The sequence below is a fragment of the Flavivirga eckloniae genome, from assembly GCF_002886045.1.
Classification (GTDB): Bacteria; Bacteroidota; Bacteroidia; order Flavobacteriales; family Flavobacteriaceae; genus Flavivirga; species Flavivirga eckloniae.
This window is the reverse complement of the sequence record NZ_CP025791.1, coordinates 964,907-987,311: the sequence shown is the minus strand read 5'-3', so window position 1 is coordinate 987,311 and position 22,405 is coordinate 964,907. Positions and strand designations below refer to the sequence as shown.

Here is a 22,405-nt window from a genome sequence, read left to right as displayed (position 1 = left end):
TTAAAACAATATTATTGATCACTCACCGAAAATTCAGTTAACACAAGGTTGCTTTTATATGACCTTATTTTTATGAGATAAAAGAAATGTTGGTGACTATACGGGGAAAGGCAGGATGTTTAACTTAATTTTGCTAGAGAGTAAGTAAGCAAAATGATCTTGTAGCCCCATAACCCCGTAAGTCACTAGTTTGAGTTCAATTCCCGTTACTATTGATAACCGTTTCATATTGAAGTGGTTATTTTTCATTTTGGTGATTTTTTCTTTTCGAATATTCTTAACTACTATCACGTTAGCAGATGAAACCGCTTTTTCAGAAAGTGAGCGTATTACAACATAAAGAAATATACTACGTTTATAAAATTATTTATGATCTAACTTTTGCGATTTCTTCTAACCATACTAGTTTTTCTCCTCCAGATATTTATTATTTACGGCCAACATCCCGACTATTATCAGTTTACAGCAAAAGATGGGCTTCCAGATACCGAGTTCTACGATATGATAATAGACCGTAACGGGTTTATTTGGCTAGCAGCAAATAAAGGACTGTACCGATATGATGGGCAAGAATTTAAAAACTATACAAATCCAGAAAAAAGAAGTTTATCCGTTTTTGGGTTATTAGAAGATGATAAAGGAACGATCTGGTGTAATAATTTAGGTGGGCAAATATTTTTTGTTAAAAATGATTCTCTAAAAATATTTATAGATATTAACCAATATACGAATGCTTCTCGATTACATGAATTTAGAATGTGGAAAAATTCTATGTTTATAACTTCGGATAAAGGTTTAATGCAAGTTGACTTAAAAACAAAGAAAATAGATTTTATAAAATCTAGTCTAGCTGCAGATACTCTTGCAATGAGCTATTCACCACGAATCGTTAACAATCAGTTATTATATATCGAAGACAAATATAATCCACATTTAATGTCTTTTAAGGATTGTGTACCTGAGGTTTTAAATAGTTTAGAATATGGTTTTTGGGAAATATATACTACAAAACAATATATTTTAATAAATAAAAGTTATAGAACAGGTCTTTACATATGGGATATTAAACAAAAAAAACTTATCAAGATTACAAATGTCCCCGATAATTTAGATTTAGAAAGAACGGTTCATCTATTTGAAGACACAAATGGTTTTTTATGGTTAAGTACAACTAAAGGGGCAATTCGATTTAAGTTAGAAAATAGTAAAATGACTCAGGTAAAGAATTATTTTCCTGATAAATTTGTAACCCGGGTGTTACAGGATAAAAAAGGAAATTATTGGTTTACTACTTATAAAGATGGAATATTTGTAATATCTAACCTTGATGTGATTCGATATACAACACAAAATTCACGAATTGGAATCAATAAAATAAGAGCTATTACTAAAGATACTTCGCAGAACTTATATTATACAGGTAATGATAAAGATTTAAGAAGATTTAATATAAAAACCCAAACTTTTTCTAAACTAAAGGATTCTAAAACTAAATATAATTTTGTAGCAGTTGAAAATCTTGCTTACGAAGAAACATTAAATGCCATTATATCGGTTGGCCCCAAAACAAGTCTCTGGACAAAAGGATATAAAAAAATATTAATTGTTGGGGCTAACTGGAGGAGTTATAGTTTTTTACATAATAATAAACTTTTATTTTCTTCAACTAAAGAGTCAGGAATTATTGATAACATATTTTTTGAGCGAGATCAGTTTGAGTACAAGAATTTTTATAAATACTTGAAAAACAATACCTATCGTTCATTAAGAAAAAAGAGAGCATATACCAATCACTTTAATAAAAAAAATAAAGCACTGTATATTGGTTATATAGATGGTTTGCGTTATTATGACGAATCTTTTAACGAGGAACCTATACTATATAAAAACAATCCTCTTTTTGCCACAGATATTACAGAAACCAAAGATGGAATTGTATGGGTGTCTTCTTTCGACTATGGATTGTTAGGCTTTAGTAAGGATTCTATTGTAAAACATTATGATGAGCAATCGATATTGCTTTCTAATAAAGTTAGTATAATTGAGGCAGATGGCAATGACCTCTGGGTAGCGACTCAAAAAGGGCTTCAGTATATCAAAAGAAATGAAAATAATGATTCTTCCTCAAATATTATCACCATTGATAAAAATGATGGATTAGAAACTACGGAAATTCTTGATATTGAAATTATAAAAGATGACGTATTCCTGGCTACAATGAAAGGTTTAATAAAATTATCTAAAAAAAACCGATACGAGAATAACAGTAGACCCGATATTTATATCAAATCCATAAAAATTAACGGCAAAGACACAATCATTAAAAAAGAATATAAACTGTCATATGATAAAAAAATAGAAATACAATATAATTCAACTGGATTTCTAAACCCCAACAAGCAAAAAAGATACCAATATCGATTAAAAGGCCTTGATGATCAATGGAATGAAAAACACACATCATTTGTTCAATATTCTTCACTCCCAAGAGGAACTTATACTTTTCAAGTAAAGGCTTTAAATGAGGATGGTTTAGAAAGTGAAAATATTGCAGCTATTAACTTCATCATCACTCCTCCCCATTGGAAAAGCTGGTGGTTTTATACCCTTTTAGTGATTTTTACATTACTAGCTGTAGGATTGTTTTTTTATTCTAGAATTAAAAGAATCCAAAAACAAAATATCTTATTGAAACAAAAAAGAGAAATAGAACTAGATCTTATCAACTCAAAATTAGTAGCGTTGAGAGCACAAATGAACCCTCATTTTTTATTCAACGCGTTAAACTCTATACAGGAATATATACTGACCAATCAAAAGGACCTTGCTTCTGATTATTTAGGGAAATTTTCGGATTTAATGCGAATCTATTTGGATCACAGTAGAAAGAACCAAGTAACCATAGATGAAGAAGTCAAAGCATTAACATTGTATTTGGAATTAGAAAAAAAACAGATTTGAAGATTCTTTGGAATTTAAAATAAAAATAGATGATTCCAAGATTTTTCCGAAAACCTATAAAATCCCTTCACTTTTAATACAACCTTATGTAGAGAATGCTATTAAACATGGGTTGCTTCATAAAAAGATAGATCGTAAATTATGGGTAACTTTTTCTAATGCCGAAGAACAAAACGATGTGATCGTTTGCACCATCGAGGACAATGGAATAGGAAGAGAAAGATCTGCAGAAATAAACCGAAATCGACCTGATAACCATAAGTCATTTGCTTCAGATGCAGGAAAGACGAGGTTGGAATTATTAAACCAAGACACTAGTAAACAGATTGGAGTGGATATTATTGATATGAAAGAAGATCGTGTCCCCAAAGGTACTAAGGTAATTTTAAGAATACCTTTTTCACATAACTAACCCCCAAAATCATGAATGCAATTATTATTGACGATGAAAACAAAGCAAGACAACTACTAAAAACTATTTTAGTAGAGTATTGTCCACAAATAAAAGAAGTTTATGATGCCGAAGATTTACTTTTAGGCGTAGCTTCAATTAAGAAACATAAACCAGATGTTGTTTTTTTAGATATAGAAATGCCGGAATACTCCGGATTACAAATTTTGGATTTTATCGACCAAAAGGATTTTGATTTTGAAATCATTTTCACTACAGCTTATAGCGAATATGCCATTAAGGCATTTAAATTTTCTGCAATAGACTATCTCATGAAACCTCTTAGGCCAAAACAAATTCAAGAAGCTATTATAAAACTCGAAAAACAGGTTAAAAAAAATAGGGTATACGATAAACTACAGGAACTTTGTTATGCATTTAAATCAAACTCATTCGCTAAAATAGCACTCCCGACAGGAGAAGGGGTACACTTTTTTGATATTGAAAATATTATTTGCTTTAAAGCAGACGGTATGTATACCAGAGTATTCTCTATTTCTGAAGATTCACTTTTAATAAGTAGACCTCTCAAATATTTTGCAGATTTGTTAGCTGAGCGAACTTCGTTCTATCGTCCTCATCGATCTTTTTTGATTAACCTAAAACATATCCAACAATTCGTGAAAAAAGATGGATCATATCTGCTTATGAAAAGAGATATCGTGGTATCCATATCTAAAGAAAAAAGAGAAGAGTTCCTTTCTTTTGTTAATACCATTTAAAAAAGATGAAAAACACAAGATTATTGTATATAAATCTTGGCAAATCACTAATTAACCCTTTACTATTGGAATAGATGTTGATAGAGCAATCCAATTTCTATCGTCCACATCGATCGTATATCATCAATATACAGCACATTAAACAGTATATAAAAAAGGATGGAAACTATATTCTTATGAAGAATAATGTAAGTGTCCCTATTACCAGAGAGAAAAGAAAAGAGTTTTTAGCTCTTATTTATTAGTGAAACTCTATTTTGAAAAGTTGCGAAGCAACGCATTCAAAATAGTAAGAAGAACTAATCCCGCTTGCTGTACTGAATTCGTTTCAGTATCTGGCGGGATCTTAGGTCTAATACCTCGAAGCTAGCTTCGGAATTTATAAAGAATATTTTCAATTGAATACCTCGTGTGCTTGCCTTGAAGATCATTTACTCTTAATCCTCTTTTTCTTCTTTAGCAGTTCAAAACTTCATTTCATCAAGTGATCATACTGGTTTAGCAAATTATCATAAAAATAACGGATGACAATTTCTTTCTTTAATAGATAAAAGGCTGATTAAAAACAAAAAACAAATCCAATATAATAATGAAAAAAACCACAAAATTTACTGTATTTATCCTGCTGCTCTTTGGCTTTTTATGGAGTGGGTATGGGCAAGAAAAAAAGATCAAATATAATTATAATGACAATGGACAAGTTGAATCTATTTCTTTTGGAAATCAGCACAATAAAGGCTTTGTGAAAAAAAAAGAACTGGAAGAGATCAACCCACATTATAATATTTCTAATAAAAATGTATTAGGGAAATCAACAAACCAATGGCACTCTACCAGTTTTACTATGAACCCTAAGAAGTATGTAGGAGTTTCATTCATTTCAGAGTCATTCGATAATGATATGCATAAAAGAGAATCCACAATCCATGTTTATAATTCACTGGGTAAAGAAATTGCAATATTTAACAAGCTTCCGGAAGACTGTTTAGACCCGATGATATCTGAAAATGGCAAATACTTAGGATTTTATTATGGGACGGATATTGCCCACAGTGGTAGTTTAGTTAATAGAGGATTTAGAATTTATGATATAAAGAAAAAAAAGATTTTTAAAGAAATCAAAGGGGAAGTAAGAGGTTCTGTGGCTCTCGGAAATCTATTGGTTTTTAACATTAGAACAGAAGGGAATAATACTGAGTATTATGTTTTTGACACTTTTAAGGATACGTTGTATAAAAAATATTTTAGGCAAAAGGAGCTTTGGTATTTTAAAAATTTCTCTGATGACGGGATGCTCCTGTTATTACCCTCTGGCCAAGAAAAGATAATCCCATTTAGTGACTTTATAATTATTGAATAATGAAAAAAATAATTCTATTTACTTTTTTTACGTTTAACGTAATAAGTTTATTTTCTCAGACCAATTTAACTTTGCAATATGAAGCTTGCACAAATTGTCAGAATAACTACCCCACCTATGGTAATGTTTCTAATATGAAATCTAGTGATATAAGTAGTGATTTTGGAAGAAGGGAAGGAAATAGTAGATGGCATGCAGGCCTTGATGTAAGCCCAGCTGGTCTTGATGATGATTTAGGCTATCACCTTAAATCTTTAGTGTCTGGTAAAATCGTTAAGATACAAAGAAACGGCTATAAATATATAGTAATTGAAGATGAATCACCACAAAGGATTCCACCACCAAGGCATTTTGCGTATGGCCATATATTTGAAGATACCAATTCTTCAAATCGTGTTGGAGATATGTACTTAACTTCATTATCACATGGAAGTAACACATACTCTGCAATAATCTATGACCCGCTCAAGAGTTCAGGACGTGCCCCATATTGTTTAACAGACGCTCCCTTACCGCCAAATAATGGACCTCATTCATATTCTTTAAATTTCTCAAGGCCAGTTGGAGATGGCAGAGGAACAATTGTATTTAATCATGCAAATCAAAATATTAAAAATAGAGTTAACGCAGGAGACATAATTGCTCCTATAGGGAATTCAGGAGGAAGAAGATATAGTGCTCATTTACATTTGTATAGTTTGGTTGATCCAGGTGTAACTAATCTTTTGGGTAAAGGAAATACAAAGGATCCCTTAGAATATATAATCCATGATGAACCAACCTATACTCCTAATATTTCTGATGTCAGAAATGAAAATAATATTTATCCGAACGGACCATATTTTGGAAAAATAGATTTTAAAGTAGAGGTAGATTGGAATGGTACAAAGGTAAATAATAGTAATCTAAAATATAGTAATGCAGTTTTGGATTTAAATGATGTTGAGGTACAGATAAGAAGGAGTGGTCAGGAAGATTACGAGCTCTTACAAGGAGCCTATTTCAAATCCATAATTTCTAATGGGGCAAGAGTTGTAGCTCCCTATGATATTAGATATCCTTCACATGATAACCCTTCAGGCAATGTTACAGGAGGAGACCCGGCTCGCACGTCTACTAATGGGCCTCTTTATTATGGCACTGGACCAGGTGTGGATATTGCCCAAAAAAAAACAACAAACAAATATAAGGCTGGATTTGGTGATCATGAAAAAACAGGTATTGTTGGGCAATCATACGGAAGCAATAGTACATATAATCCAAAAGAGGTGTATTTTTTTAATGATTATCACACCAAAATAAGAGTTGACGATAGTCTAGGTAGAAATAATGCCAAACTGGCTAGATATAACGGCGAAGCCAGGTATCCAGATGGGAATTATAATCTGCGTACCCTTGTTCGTACAGTTAATTTGAGAGAAACGAAATCGAATCCAGTTGATATTACCATTGACAACTTCAAACCATATATAGAAAAAGTAGCTGTGTTTACAAAACCTGTTTTTGGTCCAGAATTAAAAGTATATGAAGGAACCTGGAGTTGGGATCCTGTTGAACCAATTAGTGGATTAAGATTTGATGCTAATACTAATTTAATTAGTGGATTAGTAAATAGTCTTAGGATAGAGATTCAAGCTAGTGAACCCATAATAAATACAAGTTTAACTATTCAGGGCTTCCCTGTTAATTTGCAGACTACTAGTATTGATCAGAAGACATATACTTATGTTGTGAATTCTAATCAAATTAACTTTAATGGGGATATAAAGCTTGATATACAAGCCAATGATTTCGCAGGTAATACACTTCTTACTCCAAATTCTGATTTTATCAACGAGAGGGAAATTCCTATTCATCAAAGCAATGGTACATGGTCGGGTGCCATTCCTCAAGGAACAGATAGTAGGCATAGTTTTAAGTTACAAAACTCTTGTACCAATCCAAAAGCTAAAAACCGTAAATCCAGCGACTGTATAGATGTAGACTTTAGCTATAATCCTAATCAAAATATAACAGTTAATCAGGAAAATCAATTTACGGCAGATGTTTCTGGAGGTACTGGGGAATTACGATATACCTGGGATTTTGGAGATGGATCGACCAGCACATTTAAAAACCCTAAATATACCTATAACAAAACAGATGTATATAGCGTAACTCTAACGGTTACTGATGCTACTGGAGACGTTGCTATTGTAAAAGAGATTCCGGTTTATGATAATGGAAATGTTAGTACTACGGGGTTACAACTCATATCCGATATTACCCAGGGGTTACCTCCATTGACCGTACAGTTTGGGGTTCGTGCATCTAAAAATATAACTAATTATGATTGGTATTTTAGAAAAGGAGATTTTTCATCTGATAAAGAAACCTCAACAGAAAAAAATCCAACTGTCACTTATGATGAATTTGGTGCTTATGATGTCTCTTTAACAGTAACTTATGAGGATGGTACTCAAGAAGAAATTACTGAACATAATTATATTAAAGTTGATCCACCCTTACCTCCCTTTTCTATAGAAATAGAAAGTGCTTGTAACAATAATGACTACATTAATAATGTTAATCCCTGTACCAATGACTACGCAGTAGGTGGAATGATTCATTTTACGGCTGATGATGCATTTGGTTCCTTTGGAATTCCTCAAACCTGGGAATGGGATTTTGGTAATGGGAATACAGCGACTACCTCAGGAATCGTATCAACAGTCAATAATAGTTTTAGTTCTGGTGGAGAAAAGACGATCACCGTTACTTGTATAAATAAAGATGGACAAACAGCTACTGCTACTAAAGAAATTTATGTGAGAGATCCTACTCCTAGTATTGAATCGAATTTCATAATAGCAAATAATGTTCATACCATAAGCTCTGGTCCTACTACTTTTACAGATAATTCGATTACTAAGAATATTGCCCCTGAATCCTTATTATATTATTGGGATTTTGGCGTGGGAGCTTATCCCAAAACTGCCAATACTAAAGGGCCACACTCTGTATGTTATGAAAATGATGCAACACCAGATAAAAAACAGGTAAGTTTAACAGTTAGTGCTGATGTAAATATTAATGGACAAAACAAAACCATTAGTAATCACTATACCAATAAAGATGCAGTATATGTAGAAGCAAACACTAGCCATTTTGAATGCGGAAAAGGATGCGAAATTAATATACAAGATTTATCAGTTGATAAGATAAATAAACAAGGTACTCCAGCTATATATCTCAGTGAAAGACCAACATTATATATAAAAATGCCTGCATCTGGATGTAATTTAGGGTGGTATATTGTTGATAAAAACAATAATGATAACATTGTTGCTTCAAGAACTTATGAGCCTCCTGGAAATGGAAACCCTGAGGGGGCACAAGATTGTTATTATGCTGCTAGGAATGTTGGTGATCAATGGTTTTGTATACAAGAAGGTCAAGGAACAGGAATACCATTTTATAATTATCGACAAGTCAAAACACTAGAATTAGCTCCTTATATTAGAGAGAGAGTAAAATCCTCAGGAGAAAAATACCCTATCGAATTAGATTTGGAGATTTATATTAGGGATATAACAAACGTGAATGATGGTAAAAAATTTAGAATCACTACAATCATTGATAATCCAAGTTTAGATATCCCTAGTGATCAAAATATTTGCTTAGATACCGAAACAGAATTATGGCCAGATAAAATTCAAAACCCTAAAGAAGAATATCACTGGACTGCCAAAGATGTTAGTCATTTAGAATATTTAAGCACAATAAATGCTCCTAATCCAATATTTAAGTCGGATAAAAGAGGGGTATATACTTATACGCTTACTGTGAGAAATATAGAAACAGATTATACTTATTCTAAAGATATCGTTATTAATGTCGATAGACCTGAGTATAAAGACCGTGTAATCTATACAACGGTAAACACGTCTGTAGATCTAACGGATAGCGCTTTTTTGGTGTCTTCAGGTTTTGGATCAGAGTTAAGGCATTCTTGGTCCACAATCAATCATCTAACCATAGGACAAAGTGGGTATGCTAGTTTTAATACCGATAAACCGGGTACTTATAGTTATACACTTGCGGTAAGTGATGATGTATGTGCCACTAAGACAACCTCAAAAATAACAGTAGTTGTCAATACTCAGAACTATTGTAATTCTTTGAATGTCTATAAAGGTGATTTTGAGGTTAATAATCAGTCTGATGTAGAAACAATTAATCAATATTGCGAGATCAAAGGGATGTTGTTTATAAATATGAGTAGTAGCCTTACCGAATTAAAAGGGTTAAACAATATTAAGATAGTACGGGGCGATGTTTTCATTGTAGGAGACACGGATTACAACGGGCTTTATGATTTTCAAGATGCTCTTCAAAGTCTTGAGACCGTTGGAAGCCTTACCATTGTAGACTGTAAGGGTTTTGGTAAAGGATTTAGCTCTTTAAGGACTGTTGTGGGTTCTTTTGACTTTGTACGTAATAATGGACTGGCTGTAGATATGTTTGATAAGCTTAAATTTGCTGATGAAATAGGAATAAGTGACAATGAGATTGATGGGGATATTAGTTTGCATAGCCTTTCAGCTACCTCTAACCTATTAATAGTTCGCAATAAAGTTGGTCAGATCAATGATTTTAACAAATTAGCAACTATTGGTGAGATCGCCATTGTTGATAATATTGGTTTGTCAAATATCTCGGGATTTAAATTGATCGATAAAATTGAAGGAAATTTAATTATAAAAGGGAATTCGACATTGAATTCTATAGGAATACCTAGTTTACGAAGTGTAAAAGGAGACTTTAGAATTATCGAAAACCTTTCTCTTACAACCTTATCTGGACTAGGAAATTCATTATCGTTTATTTTTGGAGAACTTTCTTTATTTGGTAATACGTCTTTAACCAATGCATGTGCCTTATCCTCGATTTTAGAAGAGCAAAGAAGAGTTGGCAGTCATGTTATTGACATTAGAAACAATACTGAATTTACTAATTCGGTAAATGCTATTATTGATGCTTGTGATTATCAGGGATGCATATATCGAGGAGATTTGGTACTAAATTCGCAGGCGGCTATTGATAATTTTAGATATTGCAAAATTGAAGGAAGTCTCACTATTAGCCAAGGCGAAAATAGTACTATTGAAAATTTGTTAGGACTTTCGTCCCTGTTGGAGGTAACTCATGATTTCAAAATAATAGGGAATGCTAATTTGAATAGCTTGTCCGGTTTGTCCAATTTAAATACTATTGGCGGGATGCTTGTAATTACAGAAAATGACCTAGGACTCTCCGACGGTTGTTATATTTTACATGTTTTAGAAGACCAAGGAGCCATAGGGGGCAACATTACTCTGGATAACAACCAGGGCTTGATATACGATCTTCCTCTTATCCAAAATGTTTGTTCTGGTGGTGATTGTATGCCAAGTACAACATCAACTATTTATTTAAGAAATCAGGATGATGTGGATAGGTTTGATTATTGTGAGGTGGAATCTTTGATAGTAGATAATGAATTCGGGCTTCCTATAACAAATCTTAGAGGTCTTTCTTCATTAAAAAGAATAAAAAACTTAGAAATAAGAAACTGTCGTAGTCTAAGACGTCAAACAATTCAATTAGATAATTTAGAACTTGTAGAAAATCAATTGACCATTGAAAATAATCATTCACCATATAATAGTGTATCAGGTGCTAAGTGGATTATGATTCCTAATTTAAAGTTTGCAAAATCGATTAGTATACAAAACAATAATGTTCTCGAATTTATTGATATTAAAAGTTTTGAGAATACCCAAGTTGAAAATCTTATATTAAAAGGCAACAAAAAACTAAAAGATGCTTGTGGTATTGCTAACATTCTAAATAACAACCCATCTATAAATACAATTATAGAAAATAATGGAACTAATACAAGTAATTCTGTAACCATAATCGATACTTGTAATAATATTTGTATTTATAATGGGGATATTGTAAGTTCTAAACAAGTAAATGTTCAAAAATTCAACTATTGTGAGATCAATGGTAATTTAACGATTGGAGGAACTGCTGCTGCAAGCTCGGATATAATAGACATAACTCCTCTATCATCCCTCAAAAGAATTTCAGGAGATTTGATCATTCAATATAATGATAATCTTACCACACTTGACGGTTTGCGAAACCTTGAGTTTGTTGGTGGCCAAATTCGTATTGTTAATAATAATAAACTTACTAGTTTAAGAGATTTATCGAACATTAATGAAATAAAAAAGAATTTAACGATATTAAACAATCTTAATCTTTCCAGTATTAGTGGTTTTTCTGGGTTATCAAGAATTGGAGGCACTTTTTCTATTGGAGGTAATAATCTTGAAAATTTACATGGATTAGATAACCTATATACTATAGGGGGAAGATTTTTGTTGTATCAATCTAATTTATCAAATTTGGACGGTTTATCTAGACTTATATTTATAGGAAATGCAATCCAGATCATTGACAATCCATTATTAAATAATGTTGATGGATTAACTGGTATTACAAGTATCTCTGGGTCTATAGGTAATTTGGATATTGTGAATAACCCAGGATTAGAACAATTAAATGGATTAAGCAATATAATTTCTGTAAATGGTAATTTAGATATATCTAACAATACACGTTTGCAAAATGCTTGTGGTATCAGCCAATTAATAGATAACGAAGGTTATTCAGTGAAGGGTACCATCACAATTGCAAGCAATGATGTAACGACCAGTTTAATACAAGATATTTTAGATAATTGTGCAGATTGTAAAATATATGACAATGGAAACTATCTTATAGATTCACAAGAAGATATCAACACTTTTGAGTATTGCGAAATAACCGGGAATCTAACGATCGAGGAAGCGGTTCCTGGCAATATCACAGACCTATCTGGTTTATCTAAATTAGAAACGTTAGGAGGAGGCCTTTATATTAAAAATAATACCAGTATTACCGATCTTGATGGATTAAATAAGCTGACGGCCATAAATGGCTCTCTTGAGTTATCAAAAAATGCCATTTTGGCAAATATAGATGGGTTATCTAGTGTAGAAACAATTACAGGTAATATGGTAATTTATGGCAATAAAAAAATAACTTCTTTAAAGGCATTCAATGCGTTAACAACCTTAAGTGGTAATTTAAATCTGCTTGGCAATGAAGGGTTAACCAATTTAGATGGTTTTATAAATCTAAAGCAAATAGGAGGTTTTCTGGAGATTAAAGGACACAGAAATATGAGCAGTTTTACGGGGTTTGGTAATTTAACTACTATCGGTACAGATTTACGGGTTATTGGTAATGATTTATTAAACTTAAATGGTCTGGTTAATCTTAAAGAAGTAAAGGGGAATCTTGAATTAACCAATAATTTTAAACTAAGTGAAATACATGTGCTTTCTAATATAGCATCAATCAAGGAACTTAGGGTTGTGAATAATAATCTTACTGATTTAAGTGGTTTTTCTGGGCTGAAAGATGTTGGAGCAATAGTTTTAAATAATTGTGATATAACAAATCTAGACGATTTGTCTAACTTAACTTCTCTTAATAATAGGTTGGTATTATATAACAATAAAAATCTGGAAAGTATTTCAGGTGTTTCTAATGCTCTGAATGCTAGTGTAGTACTTGTCGCTATTGGTGGTAATGCGAGCTTAGTATCGCTTTCAGGACTCGAAAAACTGGAACGTATTACGGCATTTCTTGCAATTTATGACAATCCAAAATTAAAGAATTTAGATGCATTACGGAATGTGAAAAGCATTGTTAAAACCTTACAACTAACAAATAATAAGAGTTTAACAAATGCTTGTGGTATTCTTCAGCTAGTAGCCAATAATACGGCTGTTGGAGGTACTACTACTATTCATACCAATAGTACCAATACTAGTTCTGCACCAGATATTATTGATTTCTGTGGTAGTAAAGTTTCAAGTCGATCGATTGGTGTATTAAATTCTGATATCGATATAAAATCAGGAAACAAAATTAGACTGTATCCTAATCCGGTAAATAATGAGTTACATATTGAAAGTGATCAAACAATTCTTGGCATTTCTATATATAACTATATAGGGCAAACTATATATCAAAAAATGAATACCAGTGTAAATACGTTCACAATTTCTGATATCAAGTATCAATCTGGTATCTATTTTGTTAAAATTAATACCTCAAAAAGAAGTACTGTTAAGAAAATAGTTGTGGAGTAATTAGAATCTGTTATAGATTCTTGTAAATTGAGGGTAAGTATATTTTCTAAAAGCGCATTGATGTAAAATTATCAATGCGCTTTTATAGTATTACAAGGATGTAGAGCGTATTTTTATCTCAATTCCATAATCCACACTTTTTATTAAACAAGTCATTATAAGAACGAACGCCCTTATTTGACCTATCAATAGGTTGGTAGTTTCACAATCAGGGATTAACAGGGGGTATTATTGGTAAAAACACTAAAGCCTTTTAAGCTTGTTACAGTTTTAATATTTTAATTCTCTTTTTTCTTTTTTTGCTTTTCTCCAGAATGGGCTTATCCAATAAAAGATAGGTCATCTGTTTACCATATAGCAGAGTTTTTGTTTCTAGGTTACTTATAATAAATATGAATACTCTGAAAAATAATTATTCTATTGTGGAAATCAGAAAAATAAACATCTCTTATCTGAAAATAAATCATCAATTGTCTGAATAATTAATTCTCATCTATCAGAAAAATAAATTGACAATTGTTCAAATAAACTCATTTTTCATCATTAAAATAGAGGGTTTTAGTACAATTTTATAAGTATTTGATACTTGTGTATAGATAATTAAAAGCAAGAGCAGATAGATTTGTGAAAGACAATTAATTCTTAACCATTTAAATCGAAAATATGATAAAAACCATTACAGTTTTAAAATTAAAAAATAACCATTTTAGTTTTATTTTAAAAAAAAGAAGTAGAACAATATTGACAAAGTTACTACCCCAAATTAATTAATGACTAACATACCTATTTAATGAAAAAACATAAATTTAAATGTACAATACATAGTTATTGTAGAGTTCTTATTGCATTAGTGCCTTTTATTTTTAATGTTGAGATTGGATTTTCTCAATCGGAAAAGACTTATGAGGTTAAAGGAGTTATTGTAGATGGTAACGACAATACTCCCCTTGTTGGTGCAACAATACAAGTAGAAAATAGTTCAATTGGTGCGGCCACTGATTTTGATGGAAACTATACTTTGAAAATTCCTGAATCTGCTGAAAAAATCCTTATATCGCATATGGGGTATTACCCAATAACGATTTCTTTTAAACCAGAAAAGCTCGATGTTTTTCGTGTTATTCAGATGTTTGAAGACGAACAATCACTTGATGAGGTTACCATTGTGGCATTCGGGACTCAAAAGAAAGAGAGCATAATTTCTTCAATATCAACCATTAAGCCTTCTGGGTTAAGAACTTCTAATGGTAATTTAACAACCGCATTGGCAGGTAGGGTAGCAGGATTAGTATCTTACCAAAGAAGTGGAGAGCCTGGTTTAGATAACGCCGAATTTTTTATTAGAGGTGTTACAACGTTCGGCTACAAAAGAGACCCTTTGATTCTTATTGATGGTATCGAGAGTTCTACGACTTCCCTTTCAAGATTACAGCCAGATGATATAGAAAGTTTTTCAATTATGAAAGATGCTACAGCAACTGCATTATATGGAAGTAGAGCTGCTAATGGTGTTATTCTTGTTAAAACTAAAGAAGGTATTGAGGGGCAGGTTGTTGTTCAATTGAGAGTTGAGAATTCACTTTCTATGCCTACTCGAAACATTGAGTTGGCAGATCCTATTACATACATGAGGTTGCATAACGAAGCCGTTAAAACACGTGATGGATTAAGTGCTCTTCCTTATACACAAGAAAAGATTGATCGAACTATAGCAGGAGTTAATCCATATGTGTATCCTGTTACAGATTGGAGAAAGGAGCTTATTAAGGATTATACAATGAATCAAAATGCCAACATTAATGTAAGAGGTGGAGGTAAAGTTGCTCGTTATTATGTTGCAGGAGCATTTAATCAAAATAATGGATTATTGAAAGTCGATAAGCGAAATGATTTCAATAATAATATCAATTTGAAAACATATTCATTGAGATCTAATGTAAATATAGACTTAACCGAAACAACAAAGATGGATGTTAGGTTAAGTGGTGTATTTGATGAATATAAAGGTCCAATAGGAGGGGGAGCTAAAGTTTATGGTGATGTTATGAAAACTAATCCGGTGCTTTTCCCAGCTTTCTATCCTGCAGATGAAGAGCACAGTTATGTAGAGCATATTATGTTCGGTAATTTCGATGGTGGTTCAGGATTTTATTTAAACCCTTATGCAGAAATGGTAAAAGGGTACAGGGAATATTCAAGATCTACAATGTCCGCACAATTGCAATTAAGTCAAGAACTATCTTTTATAACCGAAGGGTTAAAAATGCGTACCATGATTAATACCTTGCGAAAATCTTTTTTCGAAGTATCACGTTCTTACAGGCCTTTTTGGTATCAAGCTACCAGTTATAACAAGCTTGAAAACACATACAATATTATTGGTCTTAATGAAGATTCAGGAACCGAATATTTAGACTATACCCCTGGAACAAGGCAAGTTGAATCAAGTTTTTATCTTGAATCTGCGATAGATTACAGTCGTAAGTTTAAAGATATTCATGAGATTACTGGACTTTTTGTGTTTATGGCTCAAAACCGATTAAATGGTAATGCAACAACTCTACAACATTCCTTGCCTTACAAGAATGTTGGCTTAGCTGGTCGTGCAACGTATGGGTATGATTCACGTTATTTTGTGGAATTAAATTTTGGTTACAATGCATCCGAGCGTTTTCATAAATCAAATAGATGGGGCTTTTTTCCATCCGCAGGGATAGCTTGGAATGTTGCTAATGAAAAGTTTTTTGAAAAACTAACGGGAACTATATCCAGTTTGAAACTTAGGGCTACACATGGATTGTCGGGTAACGATGCGATTGGAGGTCCAGATGATCGATTTTTATATCTATCAAATGTCAATATGAGCGATTCAAGTAGAGGCGCAGCTTTTGGAACCAATAATGGTTATAGGAGAAGCGGTATATCTATTTCGAGATACTCAGATCCATTAATCAGTTGGGAAGAGTCGCAAAAATCGAATATAGGTATAGAAATGGGTCTGTTTAATGAATTAAATATATTGGTAGACTTATATAAAGAACAACGAACTAATATTTTACAAACTCGAGCGTCTATTCCACAGGAAATGGGGCTTACAGCAGATCCTAAGGCTAATGTAGGTAAAGCCATAGGCTCGGGAATTGATATTTCACTGGATTATAGTAAAAGTTTTAATAATGGTTTTTGGTTACAAGGACGTGCGAATATGACGTATGCTAAATCTGAGTATAAAGTTATAGAAGAATATGATTATCAAGATGCATATTGGAGATCGCGTATAGGGTATTCTTTAAACCAGGAATGGGGATATCTTGCCGAAAGACTTTTTGTTGATGATATTGAAGCTGCAAATTCACCTAAACAAAATTTTGGTGAATATGGAGGAGGGGATATAAAGTACCGTGATATTAATGATGATGGTCAAATAACGGAACTAGATCTTGTGCCTATTGGATTTCCAACGATACCTGAAATTGTATATGGTTTTGGTTTTTCACTTGGCGTAAAAAACTTTGACCTTTCCATGTTTTTTCAAGGTATAGCTCGCGAGTCCTTTTGGATTGATGCTGATAAAACGGCACCATTTATTGGAGAAAAGCAGCTGCTTAAAGCATACGCCAATGATCATTGGTCTGAAGAGAACCAAAACATCTATGCGCTTTGGCCACGTTTAACCGCTACAGAGGCAGGTTCAAAAAATAATTCGCAACGCAGTACTTGGTTTATGCGTGATGGTTCTTTTTTACGATTAAAGCAAATTGAGGTAGGGTATTCTCTTCCAGAATCTATTCTATCTAAGCTATATATGACTTCTTGTAGATTTTACATAACGAGTACTAACCCTGTACTTTGGAGTAAATTTAAATTATGGGATGTTGAGATGGGTGGAAACGGTTTGGGGTATCCCATTCAAAAAGCGTTTAACCTAGGGGCTAATTTTTCTTTCTAACTTTATTTAAATGATATTAATATGAAAATTGTATTAAAAACAATATTTGTAACTATAATAGCGCTACAAATGCTATCATGTGATGAATATTTGGATGTGACTCCAGATAATATAGCCACACTAGATAACGTCTTTAACCGTCGAAATACTGCTGAACAGTACCTGTTTACTTGTTATTCGTATATACCCTCTCATGCATCAGTAAATGATAACCCTGGTTTTCTTGGAGCAGATGAAATGTGGTCGGTACCTTCAAGTAGCAATGGTAATTTTCAAATAGCAAAAGGAAACCAAGGTGTTGTTGAACCCTATACAAATTTGTGGAAAAGGATGTATCAAGGCATTCGAATTTGTAATATATTTTTAGAGAATATTGAGACAGTACCTGATTTAACATCAGCTGAAAAAAATCGTTGGGTTTCCGAAGTGAAGTTTTTAAAAGCATATTATCACTATACATTACTAAGGATGTACGGACCTATTGTTTTGGTAAAAGAAAATCTTTTGGTGTCTGATGATGTAGAGACAGTTAAAGTTCCGAGATCACCAATAGATGAATGCTTTGATTACATTATAGAGTTGCTTGACGAGTCTTATAAAGACCTTCCCGATAGAATTGAAAATGAAGTTAGTGAACTTGGCCGAATTACAAAGGCAATTAGTATCTCCTTAAAAGCACAGATTTTGGTTTCTGTAGCTAGTCCACTGTTTAATGGTAATTCTGATTACGGAGGATTTAGAAACAAAGACGGTACACCACTTTTTAATTCTGTTTATGATGAGGCTAAATGGCAAATTGCCGCTGATGCCTGTAAAGCTGCAATTGAATATTGTGAATCTGTTGGTCATAGGTTGTATTTATATGAACCCCGATTCTCTCAGTATGATCTTTCTCCTACAACGCTTACAAAATTAAGTATAAGAAATTCTCTTACTGAAAAATGGAATCCAGAAATAATTTGGGCTAACACGAACAGTTATGTTATAGATTTACAAGGTAAAGCTACACCTCGTGGATTAGATCCAAACCTTGGAGATAATGGGGAAACTCGTGGCGATATGGCTCCGCCCCTTAAAATCGTGGAAAAGTTTTATAGTGCCAATGGCGTACCTATTAATGAAGACATAACATATGATTATGAAGGACGGTTCGACCTTGAAACGCCTACAGCAGAACATAAATACAACTTAAAGGAGGGTTACACTACAGCTAAATTGAATTTTAATCGAGAGCCTCGCTATTATGCAAGTTTGGGTTTTGATGGAGGAATCTGGTATGGTCAAGGTAGATACGATGACGAATCGGATGATTTACTTTTTGTTTCAAGTAAAATGGGACAGCCTGCATCCATGATTGTTCTTCATGCATTTTCAACTACTGGATACTGGCCGAAAAAGTTTGTTCATTTTCAAAGTATAGTGAATCCAGGAAATACATATACTACTGAAAATTATCCTTTTCCAGTAATTCGTTTAAATGACTTGTACTTATTATATGCTGAAGCTTTAAATGAAGCTAGAGGTCCATCAACCGAAGTATATGAGTATTTAGATAGGGTTAGAACTAGAGCAGGTATTCCTAATGTAGAGCGCGCATGGTCAGATTTTTCAAAAAATCCAGGAAAAGTAAGATCTAAAGATGGGCTACGAGAAATTATTCATCAGGAAAGAACTATAGAGCTTGCGTTCGAAGGATATCGTTTCTGGGATTTAAGACGATGGAAAACTGCTGTAAATGAATTAAACAAACCTATAACAGGTTGGGATTTAGATCAAGAAGAAGCATTGGGGTATTATCGTGAAAAACTTATATACAAACAAACCTTTATACCAAGGGACTATTTTTGGCCAATTGAAGAAAAAGCAATTTTATCGAACAGTAATTTGGTTCAAAATCCAGGTTGGTAGTTCCTAAACAAAGTAAAATGAATAAATATAAATATAAATAGCAACCATATGAAAAATAACGTTTATTTCTTAATTATTCTGAACTTGCTATTACTGGGATGTGATAGCGATGTCGAAAAATCAGCATTGATTAACGCCTCAGATGCAGCTCCTGATCAAGTATCAAATGTTCAGATAGAAAATATTATCGGAGGTGCTGTAATTTCTTATAATCTACCTAAAAGTGAAAGTCTACTTTACATAGTGGCAGAATATGAGTTAAATAATGACAAAAAAGTTGAGCAAAAAGCGTCATACTTTAACAACGAAATTAAATTAGTTGGTTTTGGTGAATCAAAAGAATATGATGTTCAACTCTATTCCGTATCGCGAGGTGGGAAAAAATCAGAACCGCTTAACGTGGTTATAAACCCTTTAGAACCGCAATTTAAAACTACATATAAATCTTTAGAGTTAATTCCAGATTTTGGAGGATTTAAATTAAATTTTGAGAATTTAAGCGAATCAGATTTGAGAATCTTCGTATTGGCAACAAACTCTGAAGGAGAGGTTTATACTCCTGAAACTTTTTATACAAAACGAAAAGAGGGTAGTTTAGCTGTACGTGGATTTAAGGATGTAGAACAAACCTTTGGCGTTTATGTTAAAGATCGTTGGGACAACACTTCCGATACGCTTTACAAAAAGATAACGCCGCTTTTTGAAGAAAAAATTGATAAATCAAAATTCAAACCTTTAAAACTTCCAGGTGATACGCATCAACATCACATTGATTCTAATTACAGAATGGAAGCTATGTGGGATGATGTTTGGGGAGTTGGTTTTAGTTTTCACACAAAACCAATAACAGGAATGCCTCAATGGTTTACTATAGATTTAGGAACGAAGGCTAAACTAAGTAGATTTAAGTTACATCATCAGGGGTCGCCCTTTGATCATCCTTCTGGACCATACAAGGCAGGTTCTCCTGAAAAATTTGAGTTATATGGAAGTAACGATCCTAATGCTGACGGTTCTTGGGATAGTTGGACGCTAATAGGAGATTTTGAATCAAGAAAACCTTCAGGACAAGCAGAGCGTACACAAGAAGATTGGCATTATGCAGCTATAGAAGGTGAAGATTTTGATTTTGATTCTCCTGAAGCATATCGATATATACGTTTTAAAACTACAAAAACATGGGGCGGAGTTACTTACATATATATATGTGAGTTAACCTTTTTTGGTCAGGTAATTGAGTGATGGTTTTTTATATAAACTCGAGCCAATTATTTAAATACAACTTAATTTAATGAAAATGAACAATCGAAATTTTAAATATAGAAATATAAGATTATTAGGCATACTGCTCATACTTACGTTGGGTTTCTTAATAGGCTGCACAAAAATGGATAATACTTATGAGCAGTTTTGGAAAGATGGAGAAAGAATTTACCCAGCCCCAATTAAATCTGTAACTTCTTTTTCAGGGTTTAACAGAATACTTTTAAAAGGTACTATACCTAAAGACCCCACTGTAACCAAAGCTCGTGTGTTTTGGAACTATGGTAATGATTCAATTGAAGTTCCCATAGCATCAGATAGGGACGATGATACATTCAGTCTTTATTTAGAAGATATGGAGGAAAGCTTATATTCTTTTATTATCCATACTTATGATGAAAACGGAAACAAGTCTATTCCTGTTAATGCTATTGGTAATTCTTATGGTGAAACATATAAAGCATCCGTTTTACCAAGATTAATGTTATCTGCAAGTCATAGTGATGGTGAATTAGAAATAATCTGGGGAGGCTCTAGCGAAGCTTCAGCGATTCATACAGAGATACAATATGAAGGTGTCTCAGGGAAAATGGAAAGCCATATAGCTAAAAGCGATGAGCAAATAACAACCATACTGAATTATGATCATTCTGGCAATCAAACACTTAAGTTTCGTACTTTTTATTTGCCGGATCCAACAGCTCTAGATATTGTACATACTGATTTTGAAACCTTTAAAGTTAAAGGAGCTATACGTATTTTACCTAAAGATAATTGGACTGCAACAGCATCAAGCTTTGATGGTAGAAATGGAACGGGTAGAATGGCTACAAGTGCTATTGATGGTGATTTAAGCAGTATCTGGGTTAACCAAATTTCTCCGCAAACCTTTTTTCCGCATGATATTACAATAAATCTCAATGAGGTTGTTGTGGGGGTTGAAGGCATTCAAATTCTTTTTGGAGATAGAGCAGATACTCCTAAGAATATTGAGATTCATGGCAGTAAGAATGGTGTAGATTGGTCTTTAATGGGGACTTACCCAGTTTTAAAGAATAATAATGTGCAAACGTTCGATTTGGCTGCTCCTGAAGATATTCAATATTTTAAAATTGTTGGCCTTGATTCTTATGGCTCAAATAATATTGTAATATATGAGATTTGGGCTTTTACAAGATAAATAGTATAACAATTAAGTAATCGAACTACTTAGGATAATATTGAAAACAATACAATATTAGCAACTATAGAAAACTGGACCGATAATTATTTTTTGTTTAAATGTTTTTAAAACAAAATCATGGGTGCAATTCGTAGTTATAAATATTTTATAATATAGTTTTAGGTAGTTTTAATTAGTAGCGAAATGAGGTTTGATTTTTTCAAACCTCATTTTTAATTATATAATATGATGAAATCAATAAGAATATTAGTTTAGTTATTGATATGCGTACCTATTTTGTAATTAATTTAAATACCTGAGCATACATGTGTTGTTTTTAATAGGGTATCTTTTATCATTATAATTTATGTGATAGAACCATATTAAATTGGATG

Annotated in this window: 10 protein-coding genes; all 10 read left to right on the top strand. The window is 32.7% G+C overall.

Annotation, left to right across the window (positions count from 1 at the left end; translation table 11 throughout):
- Positions 1-381: 381 nt before the first annotated feature.
- The 10 genes from C1H87_RS04030 to C1H87_RS03985 all read left to right on the top strand — a co-directional run bounded on the left by C1H87_RS04030 (position 382) and on the right by C1H87_RS03985 (position 22,028).
- Positions 382-2,961: a ligand-binding sensor domain-containing protein gene (locus C1H87_RS04030; protein ID WP_102754583.1), complete on the top strand. Its 2,580-nt coding sequence runs from the start codon at positions 382-384 to the stop codon at positions 2,959-2,961.
- Between the two features lie 7 nt (positions 2,962-2,968).
- On the top strand, positions 2,969-3,373 hold the full coding sequence (locus C1H87_RS04025; protein ID WP_102754582.1) for an ATP-binding protein: 405 nt from the start codon (positions 2,969-2,971) through the stop codon (positions 3,371-3,373).
- Between the two features lie 11 nt (positions 3,374-3,384).
- Positions 3,385-4,134, top strand: a complete 750-nt coding sequence (locus C1H87_RS04020; RefSeq protein ID WP_102754581.1) for a LytR/AlgR family response regulator transcription factor — start codon at positions 3,385-3,387, stop codon at positions 4,132-4,134.
- Positions 4,135-4,208: 74 nt separating this feature from the next.
- A complete protein-coding gene (locus C1H87_RS04015) occupies positions 4,209-4,379 on the top strand; it encodes a LytTR family transcriptional regulator DNA-binding domain-containing protein (protein WP_102754580.1) in 171 nt (56 codons plus the stop codon).
- 344 nt (positions 4,380-4,723) lie between these two features.
- On the top strand, positions 4,724-5,494 hold the full coding sequence (locus C1H87_RS04010; protein WP_102754579.1) for a hypothetical protein: 771 nt from the start codon (positions 4,724-4,726) through the stop codon (positions 5,492-5,494).
- Entirely contained in the window at positions 5,494-13,728 is an 8,235-nt protein-coding gene (locus C1H87_RS04005; protein ID WP_102754578.1) for a PKD domain-containing protein, read from the top strand. The genes C1H87_RS04010 and C1H87_RS04005 overlap by 1 nt, the downstream gene beginning before the upstream one ends.
- Before the next feature lie 790 nt (positions 13,729-14,518).
- Positions 14,519-17,677, top strand: coding sequence for a SusC/RagA family TonB-linked outer membrane protein (locus tag C1H87_RS04000; protein WP_102754577.1), 3,159 nt, complete (start codon positions 14,519-14,521; stop codon positions 17,675-17,677).
- A gap of 21 nt (positions 17,678-17,698) precedes the next feature.
- The gene (locus C1H87_RS03995; protein WP_102754576.1) at positions 17,699-19,585 is read left to right on the top strand and encodes a RagB/SusD family nutrient uptake outer membrane protein; all 1,887 of its coding nucleotides are present in this window, start codon (positions 17,699-17,701) and stop codon (positions 19,583-19,585) included.
- A gap of 48 nt (positions 19,586-19,633) precedes the next feature.
- On the top strand, positions 19,634-20,827 hold the full coding sequence (locus C1H87_RS03990) for a DUF5000 domain-containing lipoprotein (RefSeq protein ID WP_102754575.1): 1,194 nt from the start codon (positions 19,634-19,636) through the stop codon (positions 20,825-20,827).
- 55 nt (positions 20,828-20,882) lie between these two features.
- Entirely contained in the window at positions 20,883-22,028 is a 1,146-nt protein-coding gene (locus tag C1H87_RS03985; protein WP_158655115.1) for a DUF4998 domain-containing protein, read from the top strand.
- Positions 22,029-22,405 lie beyond the last annotated feature (377 nt).

Bases quoted from the DNA above. Each gene is read 5' to 3' on its own strand.
- C1H87_RS04020 (WP_102754581.1), top strand. From the start codon at position 3,385: ATGAATGCAATTATTATTGACGATGAAAACAAAGCAAGACAACTACTA.
- C1H87_RS04015 (WP_102754580.1), top strand. From the start codon at position 4,209: ATGTTGATAGAGCAATCCAATTTCTATCGTCCACATCGATCGTATATC.
- C1H87_RS03990 (WP_102754575.1), top strand. From the start codon at position 19,634: ATGAAAAATAACGTTTATTTCTTAATTATTCTGAACTTGCTATTACTG.
- C1H87_RS04005 (WP_102754578.1), top strand. From the start codon at position 5,494: ATGAAAAAAATAATTCTATTTACTTTTTTTACGTTTAACGTAATAAGT.
- C1H87_RS04000 (WP_102754577.1), top strand. From the start codon at position 14,519: ATGAAAAAACATAAATTTAAATGTACAATACATAGTTATTGTAGAGTT.
- C1H87_RS04010 (WP_102754579.1), top strand. From the start codon at position 4,724: ATGAAAAAAACCACAAAATTTACTGTATTTATCCTGCTGCTCTTTGGC.
- C1H87_RS03995 (WP_102754576.1), top strand. From the start codon at position 17,699: ATGAAAATTGTATTAAAAACAATATTTGTAACTATAATAGCGCTACAA.
- C1H87_RS03985 (WP_158655115.1), top strand. From the start codon at position 20,883: ATGAACAATCGAAATTTTAAATATAGAAATATAAGATTATTAGGCATA.